This window comes from Undibacterium sp. FW305-107 (assembly GCF_058788535.1).
This window is the reverse complement of record NZ_JBYTAV010000012.1, coordinates 1-14,533: the sequence shown is the minus strand read 5'-3', so window position 1 is coordinate 14,533 and position 14,533 is coordinate 1. Positions and strand designations below refer to the sequence as shown.

Sequence of the window (14,533 nt, the reverse complement as noted above, 5' to 3'; positions counted from 1 at the left end):
GATAGAGCGAATGGAGAAAGCCAAACCCGGGGCGATGAAGTCTGAGCCACGCTACAATGTGACAACTGTTGCGGCAACTATTACGACTACTATTACGACTACTATTTGCAGAACCCTGTTTCAAATCTTATTGGAGTGTTTTCATGAACAGCAGTACCCGCCAGATTGTTTTTATCGATGGCGTAGGCGGCAAGCGCTATATGCGCGGCAAGTTTGTCCGCTATTTTGAAAAGCGCGGATATGCCGTTGCATGTTTTGACTATCAGGTGTCATCCCAGTCCTTTGATGAAATCAAAAAGAACCTGAACGATTTTCTATCCAGTGTCGGCAACGCTGGTGATTACCATGCGGTAGGCTATTCTTTTGGCGGTGTACTTCTCAGGAGTCTTAACGGGCAGCTTGCGCCCTCGCTACGGCCCAGGCGCATCGTTTTACTTGCGTCGCCCTTACATGCGATGAAACTTGCCAATAGATTGCGGTACTGGAAAATCTACAAGTTGCTTACTGGCGAATGCGGCCAGTTCGCCGCTGACGAAGACAGAATGAACAAAGTCCCCATGCCGGATAGCCCAACCGCCCACATCTACGGCGTGTGGCCATGGCTAGGTGCTTTCGGTGTCTTCTTTGGATTTAAATTGCCACACGATGGCATGGTCGCAGCCGATGAAGCACTTCCGTCGCCACAAGCGCATGCTGTTTCTGTCCCGGCGAGTCATGCTTTCATTCCATCGAATGATGATGCATTAAGAGCCATAGAACAATGGTTTGGTGCAGTCTAACCAAGCGTAGACACGAAGTAGGTACGATCAGTGTAACGTAATCGTACGTATGGCAAACTGTGGCATAACAATGATCATATTCAACCCAACTCCAAAGGCGTTTTGTACTCTTCACTCAAAGGAATGCAAATCATCTGGATTTAATCAGCATGCGTACGATTACGCTCTGCTAATCGTACCTACACGATATACACGACTTTACTTTCTCCCAGAGATCTCTAATGTTGGCTAAGCTAGCCAGAGCGTGTAGTCAATGCCGTTTTGTATGGAACTGGCAACCAGTGCCTGGTTTTCAGGGCTGTCGCAAAAACTGGCAAGTACACCGGCGGCGCTGATTTTGCCGGTGTTGAGCTGGTTGAGCCAGTAATCATAACCAATCTGGTCGGGCGTACGGTGCAAGACATTTTGGTAGAAATTGCCAACCAGGGTGGCATTGCTGGGCGCGGTGCCATACAACTTCTGGAATTCTGGCGACTGGAAAAAACCGGCCGCCACCTGGGTCAGACTGGCCCCCTTGTCCATGTCATTGATCCAGTAGCCAAGGCCGACCAGATCAGGCTTGCGGTCAAAGGCGGCCTGGTACAAGCGGTACACCTGGCCTGCGGTGCCATTGATATCAAGCGCCAGCGCCTGGTCCTTGAACTGCAGGCGCTCTACATCAATGAGCTGGTCAGTGCCGTCGCTGCCGACCAGATCGGTGATGGCCCATGACTGGCCGTCCTTGCTTTTACTGATGCTGTAGCCAGCACGCGAGCCGCTATAGCTTGCCATGTCCAGGCCATCGCCGCCGGCCAGCAGATCGTTACCGCCACCACCTGTCAGCGTGTCCCTGCCCGCAAAGCCATACAGATAGTCGCCCCCAGCCGTCCCGGTCAGGATTTCACTAGCAGTGCTACCGTTGATGGTGATGCCGATGACGCTGCTGATCAGCATGCTGGTCGGTGTCCGGCTACCATCGGCAAAGCTCAGGAGTTCTATCGAATATAAAGTGTCAGTGCCATCACGGTTGCCGGTTTTGTCCTGGATGGTATAGCTGGTGTTGGCCGCATTGTAAGTGACGGTATAGTCACCCGCATTGCCGGAGTAATTGGCGATATCGTTACCGTCCCCGCCATAGAGGCTGTCGTCACCGGCACCGCCGACCAGGGTGTCATTGTCGGCCAGCCCGTTGATGGTGTTATTGCCTGTGGTACCGAGCAAATAGTCATTGTAGGGTCCACCGTCGATAATGAGGCTGGGTGTGGCTATCAGCAAGCCGGGGCGGATATTGGTGATGTCAGAAAATGAGAGCAATTCTATCGAATACAAAGTGTCAATGCCGTCACGGCCACTGACTTTGTCAGTCACGGTGTAGCTGGCGTTGACCGCATCATAGCTGACGGTATAGTCACTTATGCTGCCTGTAAAAAATGCGATGTCAGTGCCATCACCACCGTACAGGATATCGCTGCCAGCAGCGCCACGAAGGCTGTCATCACCAGCCAGGGCATTGATGGTGTCATTACCTGCCGTGCCTGTGAGAGTGTCATTGCCAGCAGTACCATTGATGGAGTTGCTGCTACCAGTACCAGCAGCCGGGTTATTGATCAGGCTGGCCGGGGCCTTGATGCCGTCGGCGAATCTCAGGTTTTCTACCGAATAAACAGTATCGCTACCGTCGCGGTTGATGAAACTGTCCTTGACGGTATAACTGTTATTGGCCGCATTGTAAGTGACGGTGTAATCATTGGCATTGCCAGAAAAAACCGCCACATCACTGCCGCCATCACCATACAGAAGATCATTGCCGGTGCCGCCATACAGATTGTCATCACCGAGGCCGCCAATCAGCGTGTCATTACCACCACGGCCCTCGATACGGTCATCCTTGGTATCACCTATGATCTGTTCATCGGTATCCCAGCCTATCATATATAGCGCGGCAATTTTATTGTCCCAGGTGTTGACGACATTGGTCATCGTGGTTGGCTTGAGCACCCAACCCATGTCCTGCAACATGGCCAGCTCCAGCCTGCCCAACAGGTAACGCTCACCATAGTTATAGTAATAGCCATTGAAATTGCTTGCCTCCAGCCATTGCATCTTGCTGTCTGCCACGGTGGGACCAGTACCCAGGTGATACATGCTTTGGCTACCACCAACCCGCACCTCAACTGGCTCGCCTAAGAGGGCAACAATGGCAGGGCCAGCCAGGGTGGCTGTGTTATTGCTATTCACAGTCAGGAATGAATCCCAGACTGACTCATAATTGCCTGGCAATTTGCCTGTTGCATCTCGATAGCCAATGAAACCCATGCCATGCAAAAGTTCATGCAAGACCACAGTGAAGGCGTCAACCTTGCTGGTATCAACTTTGCCACCTATGCTGTTGGCAATATTGGAATCCCAGTACAGGCCGTTGGCGTAGGAAGAAGTTGGGTCAATATTGATGATCAGGTCAGGCTTGTCAGGCGCGGGATCGATACCAGTGCGTGATTCTGCAGTTTGCGAGGCCTCGTACACGTCCAGGCCATTTTTCTTGCCAAGAAAAGTGACGTTGTTAGTACCGCCAAAACGCCCTGTAGGGGTCGCCTCTGCATTGATCTGAATATCTATCGTACCCTTGAAGACGACAAACTGATCGAGATACTTGAGAGCAGCATTGATGGTGGCCGCCAATAGCGGCAAAGCTGCCAGTTTGCCTCCGACATCGTTATAGATGATATTAACGTTTGGCATGAGCGACCACCTTGGCGAAGGTAATTTGATTGCAACAATATACTACGGACTTTGGCCGCGATAATCAAAAAGCAGTGAATAACAACAGATGCTGCCGTATGTTTGTGCGCGAGTTTCTCAGCGGACACAGCAAGCATAGGCATAGGGAGTAGGTATGATTAGCGCAACGTAATCGTACGCATGTAATGCGTGTGCAACAGGTAACACTAAGCCAGTACCGAAGCCGGTTTGTTTTTTCTTTAAACGGAGTGCGGACTACTTTTTTGACTTGGCGCTGACATAGCAAACCTCTTATCGAAGCGCCTGAAATTAATTGACATGCGTACGATTACGCTTGCGCTAATCGTACCTACACAGACTAACAATTTTCCGATTTGATTTTACCTCTCAGGTAATTGCCAAATCTTGTGATGCGTCTATGATCGTTGCTATATTTGCAGAGGGCAGGGTCATGACTTTTTCACTTTCTTATGTTGTTTCGGCAGGTCTGGTTGTGGTCGGCTTGGTGCACTTGGCACCTGTTGCCGGTTGCCTTGGACAGGCGCAGCTTGCTGCCTTGTACGGGATCAGTATAGACGGCCCTAATGCAGATATCTTGCTGCGCCACCGGGCCGTGTTGTTCGGCTTGTCTGGCGTATTCATGTTGTTGGCTGCGGCAAGATCCGAATTGCAGTGGCTCGCCCTGAGTACCGGGCTGGTCAGCGTAGTCTCGTTCCTGGCAATTGCGATGATCGTCGGCGGATATAACGCCGCCATAGGCCGTGTCGTCATGGTGGATGGTGTTGTGCTGCTGGCACTTGTGATTGCCAGTCTGGCGAAATACAAGTTACAGCAAGCGTAGGTATGAGTAGTGAAACGTCATCCCACCTACGCGGTATTCATGATGTGCTTTCACAATCAAGTACCTGAAAGCACCACTTTCAAAGTGTCTCTCAACTGCTCAGCCTTTTCTGCCGAAGGCGCATTCTTGATCGCTAATTGCGCCGCATCTTTTGCTTCTGTAAATTTGTGCAATGCGTGCAAGACATGAGCATGGGCAATGCAGTTCAACCAGTGGGCAGGAGCGGCTTGCAAAGAAGGCTGCAGCACGTTCAATGCTTCGTTCGCAAGATTCATTCCCAGCAAATGCATTGCCAGGAAATATCTGCTCGTGATGATGGTGATGCTGCTTTCTGTTTCACCATCCTGCAATTGAAGAGAAAGCGCTTGCTCGTAGTGCAGTCGGGCTTTGTCGCTCTGGCCTGCCTGCGCATGGATACCCGCCAGTTGGCCATGGTAATCGGGCACAGCCCAATTACCTTGGTCAGCAAGGGCGATTGCTTCTTCTGTTTTTTGTGCGGCCAGTTCCAGCTCGGATTTTTCCCACAGGGCCAAACCTTCTTGCGCCAGTTGGCTGGCTTTTTTCTGATCAATCATTGTCAAGTAAAGCTTTCAAAATATCACGTGAGTCAAATGCTGCCCGGCGCAGGCGGTCGTTCACGCCTTGCCAGTCTTTGTCTTGCGGCAGGGCTTCTACCAAAATCAAATCTGCATGGGCATGATCAAGTTCACGCAAACCGGCATACAGGTCGTGGGCATAGCCTACCGGGTCGGCGGGCAGGTGGCGCCAGGCTTCTGCGTGAATGGCGGGGTGGGCTTGGTAGCTCATGAGGGCGAGTTTTTTGTTTTTGGCGTGCAGGCGATTCACTGTGTCGTCGAGTTCTGCGGCTTCTACCAAAATCACTGGCGTGTGGGGTGCGTAGTGGGCGTCGAGAGTGCCGGATGCGCGTGGGGCTGCGGCGTCTGGTGCTGCTGGCGTGGTGCCCAGCACGGCAGCCATCTGGGCGACAGTGATGTGACCAGGGCGTAGCAGCACGGGGCCGTGGGTGGCGAGGCGGCTGAGATCGACTATGGTGGATTCTATGCCGACATCGCTCTGGCCACCGTCAAGTATGCTGGCGATGAGGCCGCCGGGCTGTATCTCTTGCTCGAATTCTTCTTCTACGTGCGCTGCCATGGTGGGGCTGACGTGGCCGAATTTATTGGCCGATGGCGCAGCCACACCGCCCTTGCCTGCCTTGAAGGCGCGCAAGAGTTCTTGTGCCACGGGGTGCGATGGGCAGCGTATGCCGACGGTGTCTTGCCCGCCTGAGACAGCATCCGGTATATGGTCGGCACGCTTCAAAATCAGGGTCAGCGGGCCTGGCCAGAAGGCGGCGATGAGCTGGTGCGCTTCTGCTGGGATGTCCTTGACCCAGTAGCTGATGTCAGCACCGGGGGCAACGTGGACAATCACAGGATGATTCGATGGCCTGCCCTTGGCGGCATAGATATTGGCGACGGCAACTGGGTTTTCTGCATCAGCGCCGAGGCCATACACGGTCTCGGTCGGAAAAGCGACCAGTTGGCCGCTTTCCAGTGCTTGTGCTGCTGCTGCGATTGCCTCAGGTGTACTGGCTTGTGACTTCATGCCCACTCCGGTGCTGCTATGCCAAGTATGTCGCAGGCTTTGCCCAGGTTGCCCTGCGCTTCTGCCATCGTAGTTGCGACGAAGGTGACGTGGCCCATCTTGCGGGCGCGGCGGGCTTCTGCCTTGCCGTACAGGTGCAGGTGCGCCCCCGGGATGGCCAGCACCTGATCCCACGCGGGTTCGCGCATGGTGTCGGTGTCGCCTTCATACCAGACATCACCGAGGATATTGAGCATGGCGGCTGGTGAATGCTGGCGCACATCGCCCAGCGGCAATTGCGCGAGTGCCCTGACCTGTTGCTCAAACTGGCTGGTGATGCAGGCATCAATCGTGTAGTGGCCGCTATTGTGCGGGCGTGGTGCCATTTCATTGACGACCAGGCTGCCATCCCTGAGCACAAAAAATTCTATGCACAGCACGCCCACATAGCCCATCTCTGCAATGATGTGCAGAGCGGCGGCTTGCGCCTTGCTGGCGACATCTGCCGACACATGGGTGCTGGGGGCAATAGTAGTGAACAGGATACCGTCGCGGTGGACGTTTTCTGCAATCGGGTATACAACCGCTTCGCCATCGACGCCACGGGCGACGAGGACCGATACTTCATAAGCCAGTGGCAGCATTTTTTCCAGCACGCAATGCTGGCCGTTCATGCCAGCGAAAGCAGTAGCAAGTTCAGCACGGTCACGCACGCGTACCTGGCCTTTGCCGTCATAGCCCATGCGTACGGTTTTCAAGATGCCGGGCAAGAGATCATCACTGACCTTGGCAACATCATCCTGGCTGGTGATACCCCAATGCGGTGCCGGATAGACATGCGTGGTCGCGCCACAGCGGGTGAAGAAGTGTTTTTCTGCGAGGCGATCCTGGGCGATGGAGACACAGGCAGCAGCCGGGGCGACAAAGCTGGTTTGCGCCAGCAGCTTCAAACTTTCTGCCGGGACGTTTTCAAATTCTGTGGTGACAGCTTTGCTGAGCTTGGCCAATGCCATCAGGCCAGGGTGGTTTTCATAGCCTGCCTGGATATGCTGACCTGTCACTTGCGCTGCTGGACAGCCCGCTTCAGGTTCCAGCACGGCTACCTGGTAACCCATGGCTTGCGCCGCCTGGGCAAACATGCGACCCAGTTGGCCACCGCCCATGATGCCAAGGCAACTGGCGGGAGTGTTGGGTAACAATGGCTGGCGGGGCTGTGCGGGCTGTTGATGAGTGGTCATGGTAGTGATTTCAAACTAGGAATCGTTTGTACACAATAGTACAAATCAAATGGGATACGGATATTCAGGCGAATTTGTTCGTGCTCGTTGATTAGGCTGCGATCGTAGGTTGGGCTTTATCGTAGGTTGGGCTACGCCTTATCAGCCCAACACTCGGCGTTTAAATAACGCATACGTTTGTTGAGGCCCAATGTTGGGCTGTTGAAGCGTAGCCCAACCTACAAGATCAATCCAACCTACAAGGTCAGCCCAACCTGCGAAATCTTCCGCTATCAACGAAAATCTAAACCGGCAACACCATATCGCGTGCAACTTGCGTTTGCTTTTCGCGGAACTCGATCAACCTCGCGGCCAATGCATCATCTGTTGTTGCCAATATCGCAATCGCGGCCAATGCTGCGTTTGCTGCGCCTGCCTCACCTATCGCGAAGGTTGATACCGGTATGCCTTTGGGCATTTGCACGATGGACAGCAATGAGTCTTCGCCGCGCAGGTATTTGGATGGCACGGGCACACCCAATACTGGCACGATGGTTTTTGCTGCGATCATGCCTGGCAGGTGGGCGGCACCGCCAGCACCGGCGATGATGGCGCGCAGGCCGCGCTCGCGGGCGGTTTCTGCGTAGGTGAACATTTCATCGGGCATGCGGTGGGCCGAAACGACCTTGGCTTCAAAGCCTATGCCAAATTCCTTGAGGATGGCGACGGCGTTTTGCATGACATCCCAGTCTGAGGATGAACCCATGACGACGCCGACAAGGACTTGATTTGTAATAGTCATCATCAGTCCTTCAGACTTTCGCCAGTCAGGCGTTCCAGCGCTTCACGGTATTTGGCGGCAGTTTTTTGCACGACTTCATCTGGCAGCGCTGGTGCTGGTGCAGTCTTTTTCCAGCTGGTGATGGTTTCGAGATAATCACGCACGAACTGCTTGTCAAAAGACGGTGGTGAAATGCCGGTGGCATACGAATCAGCAGGCCAGAAGCGCGAAGAATCAGCCGTCAGCACTTCATCCATCAGATGCAGGACGCCATTATCGTCGAGGCCAAATTCAAACTTGGTGTCGGCGATGATAATGCCACGGGTGGCGGCATATTCTGCAGCTTCGGTATAAAGCTGTATGCTGATGTCGCGGATTTTGGCGGCCAGTTCTGCACCTATGCGTTGCTCGGTTTCTGCATAGCTGATGTTTTCATCATGCTCGCCCATTTCTGCCTTGGCAGCCGGGGTAAAGATAGGTGCAGGCAGCTTGGCAGCCTGTGGCAAGCCTGCTGGCAATTGTATGCCGCAGATTGCACCAGTCTCTTGATAATCTTTCCAGCCTGAGCCGATGATGTAACCACGTACCACGGCTTCTACCATGATGGGTTTCAGGCGTTTTGCAACGACTGCACGGCCTTTGACTTGCGCCACTTCATCTGCTGATACCACGGATTCTGGTGCTACACCAGTCAGATGATTAGGCACGATGTGACCCAGCTTTTCAAACCAGAAATTCGCCATCTGGTTCAGCACGCGACCTTTGTCGGGGATGGGTTCATTCATGATGACATCGAATGCGGACAGGCGGTCACTGGTGACGATGAGCAGCTTGTCGTCGCCGACAGCGTAATTGTCACGTACCTTGCCACGGCCCAGCAAAGGCAGGGAATGAAGAGTGGAATTGATTTGCGTAGTCATGAGGGATTTCTTTATTTCGATCTGGATAGGGTTTACACAGAATTGTTGGTAGGACAAATGCAGTTTCTCGTAGGTTGGGCTACGCTTCATCAGCCCAACACTGGGCCTCAACAAACGTATACGTTATTTAAACGCCGAGTGTTGGGCTGGTAAACCGTAGCCTAGCGAGGCCCGGCCCAACCTACGAGATTACTACCGTCAAAAACAATTTTGTCTAAACCCTGAACTTCCTCACCCCGGCTCACACCGGAATGAGGAAACAAATTTACTTATTTCTTAATTGACGATCTGCGCCAAAGCGCCTTTTTTGTACTGCTCTGCCACTTTTTCCAAAGCCATAGGCTTGATCTTGCCTGCCTGGCCTTCGCAACCGAAAGACAGATAACGTGCCTTGCACACCAGCTTGGCGGCTTCACGCGCTGGCTTCAAATAATCACGTGGATCAAACTTGGATGGATTTTCAAACATGTAACGACGGATCGCGCCTGTCATTGCCAAGCGGATGTCAGTGTCGATGTTGATCTTGCGCACGCCGTTCTGGATGCCGATGACGATTTCTTCAACCGGCACACCATAGGTTTCTTTCATGTCACCACCAAACTGACGGATTTCATCCAGCAGTTCTTGTGGTACGGAAGAAGAACCGTGCATCACCAGATGCGTGTTAGGAATGCGTTGGTGGATCTCTTTGATGCGGTCGATTGCCAGGATGTCGCCGGTAGGCTTACGGGAGAATTTGTAGGCACCGTGGGAAGTACCGATGGCGATTGCCAGTGCATCGCACTGGGTTTGCTTGACGAAGTCAGCAGCTTGCTGCACGTCGGTCAACAATTGTTCGCGCGTCATTTTACCGTCGGCACCGTGGCCGTCTTCCTTGTCGCCCATCATGGTTTCGAGAGAACCGAGCACGCCCAATTCTGCTTCTACCGTGACGCCGATGGAGTGGGCAAACTTGACCACTTCACGCGATACTTCGACATTGTATTCATAGCTGGCGACGCTTTTGCCGTCTTCTTCCAGCGAACCATCCATCATCACCGAAGTGAAGCCGGATTTGATCGCAGCCATGCAGACTGCTGGCGACTGGCCGTGGTCCTGGTGCATGACGACGGGGATGTGCGGGTAGGCTTCTACCGCAGCTTCGATCAGATGACGCAAGAATGCTTCGCCAGCATATTTGCGGGCACCGGCAGAGGCTTGCATGATGACAGGTGCGCCAACTTCATCGGCGGCCTGCATGATGGCGGTGACTTGCTCCAGGTTGTTGACGTTGAAAGCTGGCAGACCATAGCCGTTTTCGGCGGCGTGGTCCAGCAATTGACGCATGGATACGAGTGGCATAATTAACTCCAGATTGCTTTATAAAAAAATCTTTGCCGCACTTTCATACTGAAGCGGCGCTCAGTTCTCGCCTACCCTGACAATTTTCATTGCATTGGTGCCGCCCACCTGCCCCATCGGCTCACCCCAGGTGACAACGATCATGTCGCCTTTGACGACAACTTCGTTTTTGAGCAAGACGGTTTCGGCAGATTTCAACACTACTTCCCTGTCAGCAGAGTAAGGCAGGTTGAAAGTCTGGACATTGCGGTACAGCGCTGCCTTGCGCTGGGTAGCTACACTCGGTGTCAATGCAAACAGCGGCACGTCAACACTGTGGCGGCTCATCCACAAGGCAGTAGAACCCGACTCGGTCAGGGCCACGATGGCTTTCACACCCAGGTGGTGCGCTGTGAACAGCGCACCATAGGCGATGGACTGGTCGATACGGGTAAAGGTCATGTTGAGGAAGTCGGCATCGAGCTTGTTTTCCTGGAATTTTTCAGCTTCCAGGCAAATCAGCGACATCGCTTCCACGGTTTCTATCGGGTATTTGCCTGATGCAGTTTCTGCCGAGGTCATGACGGCATCAGTGCCGTCCAAAACAGCATTGGCCACGTCGGACACTTCAGCACGGGTAGGCACGGCATTGACGATCATGGATTCCATCATCTGGGTGGCAGTAATGGCCACCTTGTTGGAAGCACGCGCCATCTTGATCATGCGTTTTTGCAGGGCTGGCACGGCCGCATTGCCGACTTCAACGGCCAGGTCACCACGGGCCACCATGATGCCGTCAGATGCATCAAGTATCTCTTGCAGCAGCGGTATCGCTTCTGCACGTTCTATCTTGGCGATCATCATGGGTTTGTGATTATAAGGTTCACCCGCGATGTTGGAGAGTTGCCTTGCCATTTCCATGTCAGTCGCATTTTTTGGGAAAGACACGGCCACATAATCGGCCTGGAAAGACATGGCAGTCTTGATGTCTTCCATGTCCTTGCCGGTCAGTGCTGGCGCTGTCAGGCCACCGCCCTGGCGGTTGATGCCCTTGTTGTTGGACAGCTCGCCACCTATCTTGGTGACGGTATGGATTTCATTACCAACGACTTTTTCAACGACGAGCACGATGAGACCGTCATTGAGCAAAAGCAGGTCGCCATTTTTGACATCACGCGGCAGGGCCTTGTAATCAAGGCCGACGCGCTCTTGCGTACCCATGGTGCAGTCTGCATCAAGGATGAACTTGTCGCCGTTTTCAAGATTGATGCGGGAATTTTCAAACTTGCCTATGCGGATTTTTGGACCTTGCAAATCGGCCATGATGGCGATTTCACGGCCACACTCTGCTGCTGCCTGGCGCACCATGGTGGCCCGGTCTATATGATCCTGCGCCTTGCCATGCGAGAAATTCAACCTCACCACATTTACCCCGGCATGGATCATACGCTTGAGCGTAGCCAAGTCATTTGAAGCTGGGCCTATGGTGGCAACAATCTTGGTGGCACGTGACATCTGGTCTCCTGAAATTAAATATTATTTTGCAAGCGCTGCCTAAGCTACTGCGCGACACGATTTTGAGCCTGCGATGCTCGTCGTACTCAAGTACGACTGCGCTTCTTAACTCAAACTAGTGCCGCTCGCTACGCTTATGCAGCGCTCACATGTTTGATTTTCTTATTCGTCAAAGTCTCTACGCAAAGTTCAAACAAAAATTACCATCCAAATTTGCTTTGTGATTCTTAGCCCTGCAAACGACAAGTCTTGATTTATTTCACAGCACGTTGCAACAAAATTTCTACTGCTGGCAGGGTTTTGCCTTCCAAAAATTCCAGGAAAGCGCCGCCGCCTGTCGAGATATAACCTACCTTGTCAGCAATGTTGTACTTGGCAATCGCAGCCAGGGTGTCGCCACCGCCAGCAATCGAGAAGCCTGCTGAATCGGCAATCGCCTGTGCCAGCACTTTGGTGCCGTTGCCGAATTGGTCAAATTCAAATACGCCGACCGGGCCGTTCCAGACTATCGTGCCAGATTTTTTGATCTGCTCTGCCAGCAGTGCAGCTGTCGTCGGGCCGATGTCGAGGATCATGTCGTCGTCCTGCACATCTGCCACTGCCTTGACGGTTGCCACTGCGGTTGGCGAGAACTCTTTGGCACACACTACGTCAGTCGGGATAGGTACAGACGCACCGCGCTTGGCCATCAAATCGATGATGGCCTTGGCTTCTTCCACCAGATCCGCTTCTGCCAGGGACTTGCCGATCTTGAGACCGGATGCCAGCATGAAGGTGTTGGCAATGCCACCACCGACGATGAGGTTATCGACCTTGACTGCCAGCGATTTCAGAATAGTCAGTTTGCTCGATACCTTGGAACCAGCGACGATAGCCACCAGTGGGCGCGCAGGTTGACCCAGCGCCTTGCCCAGCGCATCCAGCTCGGCAGACAACAGCGGACCAGCGCAAACAACCGGGGCAAACTTGGCGATGCCGTGGGTAGTTGCTTCTGCACGGTGGGCAGTGCCAAAGGCGTCATTCACATACACGTCGCACAGGGCAGCCATCTTTTGCGCCAGTGCGTCGTCGTTTTTCTTTTCGCCTTTGTTGACGCGGCAGTTTTCCAGCAAGACCACCTGGCCAGATGCTACATCGACACCATCAACCCAGTTTTGCTTGAGTTCTACATTCACACCCAGCAATTCAGACAAGCGTTTGGCAACCGGTGCCAGTGTATCTTCCGCCTTGAATTCACCTTCAGTCGGGCGACCCAGATGCGAAGTCACCATCACGGCCGCACCTGCCTGCAAAGCCTGCTGTATCGCCGGGACAGACGCGCGGATACGGGTATCTTCGGTAATATTGCCGTCATCGTCCTGAGGAACGTTCAAATCGGCGCGGATGAAAACACGTTTGCCCTGGAGCTGGTTTGCTGCGATCAGGTCACTGAGTCGGTTGAATTGCATCGTGATATGGAGTTGGCAAGGTTGAAGGGTGGCGCATTGCCTGCGAGAGCCGGGCAATGAATTCCGCCAGTAAATTTACAGCATATTTACTGCATAAGTTCTCAGCCCGCTATTTTACCAAAGCCCGCTTGCAGACCATACGGTTTTGCGCGGGTTTTGCGCGTTTAATGTGAAATTTGATAATAAATTGACATTTATTTGGTGGAATTGCTTGGGCTTGGGGATTGCGGGTGGGTTTGATTGGGGATGGATGGGGTTTGATGGGCAATCAGTACGTTCGTGCTTTTGTTGCTTTTTCGGTCAATTTTCTATGCTAAACGCTTTGTTGGCTGATATACATTACAACAGATAGCCGCAGGTAAAACTGCTATACATCAATGCAGCCACGTCCATAGCTACGTTATTTCAGCGTGCTTTTGGCTGGAATCCAGCGGCGTTAGTGGCAAACTTTGTGCGAGTCAATTTCTAATTCCTCGTGCTTGAGAGCTCTGCTTTCTTAATACCTATACACGTAATCTACGATTGCAGGTCGGGGGTAGCCCGACAGCTACTCACTTTTCTTGTCTCGCCAAGAAAAGTAAGCCAAAGAAGGCGACCCAGGTGTAGTCGCCCCCTAAAGGGGGTTCCCGTTTATGTAGTGGTCTAATTTGCCAGGACAGTGAAATAAGAGGAAACTCAATCACAAAGAGGCCTCAACATGATGAAGAAACACTTCGACACACCGCTCAAACTGGAAGTGGTGAAGATGGAGAAAGAGCAAGGACTGAGTATATCGAGAGTTAGTCAAAGTATGCACATAGGAGAAACGGCGATACGCCGGTGGATGAAACAATACGAAACGGAACTTGATGGAGAGCCGTTAGCAAGTAAGCCACTGACAGCAGAACAACAGCGCATCCGTGAGCTGGAGCAAGAGAACCGGCAACTGCGTATGGATGTGACCATCTTAAAAAATGCGTCGGCCTTCTTCGCCAGGGAAATGAAATGAGCTACAGGCTCATCACCCACTTGCAAAAGAAGGCCATTCCGGTCACGCATAGTTGTCGGGTACTGGAAGTCAGCAGATCAGCGTATTACGCCTCGGTACAACGCCATGCGATGCCCCGGATTTGTAGCAAGGAAGTTCATTTGAAAGCGGCTTTTAGTGCCAGTCACAAGTCCTATGGCAGCCGTCGCCTGGTGATGGCAATGCAGGCGCAAGGCATCCGTATTGGTCGTTATCAGGTTCGCAGTCTGATGCGGCAGGCCAGACTGCAGCCAGTCTGGCGACGTAAATTCGTGCACACCACCAATAGCAGGCATAACTTGCCTGTAACAGAAAACATTCTGTCCAGGCAGTTCAATCCTGTAGCCCCCAACCTGGCTTACGTATCAGATATCACCTATATCCGTACTGAAACAGGCTGG

13 protein-coding genes are annotated in these 14,533 nt (G+C 52.9%); 4 read left to right on the top strand and 9 right to left on the bottom strand.

What is annotated here, in order from left to right; translation table 11 throughout:
* The first annotated feature begins 143 nt into the window (after positions 1 to 143).
* Positions 144 to 779 (top strand): hypothetical protein, encoded by a 636-nt coding sequence (locus tag AC3WQT_RS23900; RefSeq protein ID WP_492707746.1) that lies wholly within the window; start codon positions 144 to 146, stop codon positions 777 to 779.
* A gap of 228 nt (positions 780 to 1,007) precedes the next feature.
* Here the strand turns inward: AC3WQT_RS23900 and AC3WQT_RS23895 are convergent, their stop codons facing one another.
* On the bottom strand, positions 1,008 to 3,497 hold the full coding sequence (locus tag AC3WQT_RS23895; protein ID WP_492707744.1) for a DUF4214 domain-containing protein: 2,490 nt from the start codon (positions 3,495 to 3,497) through the stop codon (positions 1,008 to 1,010).
* A gap of 451 nt (positions 3,498 to 3,948) precedes the next feature.
* Here AC3WQT_RS23895 and AC3WQT_RS23890 point away from each other — a divergent pair, with 451 nt between their 5' ends.
* Positions 3,949 to 4,338, top strand: a complete 390-nt coding sequence (locus tag AC3WQT_RS23890) for a phosphopantetheine adenylyltransferase (RefSeq protein ID WP_492707742.1) — start codon at positions 3,949 to 3,951, stop codon at positions 4,336 to 4,338.
* A 56-nt stretch (positions 4,339 to 4,394) separates the two neighbouring features.
* Here AC3WQT_RS23890 and AC3WQT_RS23885 read toward each other — a convergent pair whose 3' ends face one another.
* The 8 genes from AC3WQT_RS23885 to AC3WQT_RS23850 all read right to left on the bottom strand — a co-directional run bounded on the left by AC3WQT_RS23885 (position 4,395) and on the right by AC3WQT_RS23850 (position 13,126).
* On the bottom strand, positions 4,395 to 4,919 hold the full coding sequence (locus AC3WQT_RS23885; RefSeq protein ID WP_492707740.1) for a hypothetical protein: 525 nt from the start codon (positions 4,917 to 4,919) through the stop codon (positions 4,395 to 4,397).
* Positions 4,906 to 5,946, bottom strand: a complete 1,041-nt coding sequence (locus tag AC3WQT_RS23880) for an L-threonylcarbamoyladenylate synthase (protein ID WP_492707738.1) — start codon at positions 5,944 to 5,946, stop codon at positions 4,906 to 4,908. Before AC3WQT_RS23880 ends, AC3WQT_RS23885 begins: the two co-directional genes overlap by 14 nt.
* The gene (locus AC3WQT_RS23875; protein WP_492707736.1) at positions 5,943 to 7,163 is read right to left on the bottom strand and encodes a 5-(carboxyamino)imidazole ribonucleotide synthase; all 1,221 of its coding nucleotides are present in this window, start codon (positions 7,161 to 7,163) and stop codon (positions 5,943 to 5,945) included. Before AC3WQT_RS23875 ends, AC3WQT_RS23880 begins: the two co-directional genes overlap by 4 nt.
* A 283-nt stretch (positions 7,164 to 7,446) precedes the next feature.
* Positions 7,447 to 7,944, bottom strand: a complete 498-nt coding sequence (gene purE / locus AC3WQT_RS23870; RefSeq protein WP_492708001.1) for a 5-(carboxyamino)imidazole ribonucleotide mutase — start codon at positions 7,942 to 7,944, stop codon at positions 7,447 to 7,449.
* A gap of 2 nt (positions 7,945 to 7,946) precedes the next feature.
* Positions 7,947 to 8,843: a phosphoribosylaminoimidazolesuccinocarboxamide synthase gene (locus tag AC3WQT_RS23865; RefSeq protein WP_110256739.1), complete on the bottom strand. Its 897-nt coding sequence runs from the start codon at positions 8,841 to 8,843 to the stop codon at positions 7,947 to 7,949.
* A gap of 276 nt (positions 8,844 to 9,119) precedes the next feature.
* Positions 9,120 to 10,184, bottom strand: a complete 1,065-nt coding sequence (gene fba / locus AC3WQT_RS23860; protein ID WP_110256738.1) for a class II fructose-bisphosphate aldolase — start codon at positions 10,182 to 10,184, stop codon at positions 9,120 to 9,122.
* Between the two features lie 60 nt (positions 10,185 to 10,244).
* Positions 10,245 to 11,678: a pyruvate kinase gene (pyk, locus tag AC3WQT_RS23855; protein WP_492707733.1), complete on the bottom strand. Its 1,434-nt coding sequence runs from the start codon at positions 11,676 to 11,678 to the stop codon at positions 10,245 to 10,247.
* Positions 11,679 to 11,932: 254 nt separating this feature from the next.
* Entirely contained in the window at positions 11,933 to 13,126 is a 1,194-nt protein-coding gene (locus tag AC3WQT_RS23850) for a phosphoglycerate kinase (RefSeq protein WP_492707731.1), read from the bottom strand.
* Positions 13,127 to 13,823: 697 nt separating this feature from the next.
* Here AC3WQT_RS23850 and AC3WQT_RS23845 point away from each other — a divergent pair.
* The gene (locus tag AC3WQT_RS23845) at positions 13,824 to 14,114 is read left to right on the top strand and encodes a transposase (RefSeq protein WP_492707729.1); all 291 of its coding nucleotides are present in this window, start codon (positions 13,824 to 13,826) and stop codon (positions 14,112 to 14,114) included.
* On the top strand, positions 14,111 to 14,533 hold a 423-nt coding region (locus AC3WQT_RS23840; protein ID WP_492707727.1), incomplete at its 3' end, for an IS3 family transposase. The genes AC3WQT_RS23845 and AC3WQT_RS23840, both read left to right, overlap by 4 nt.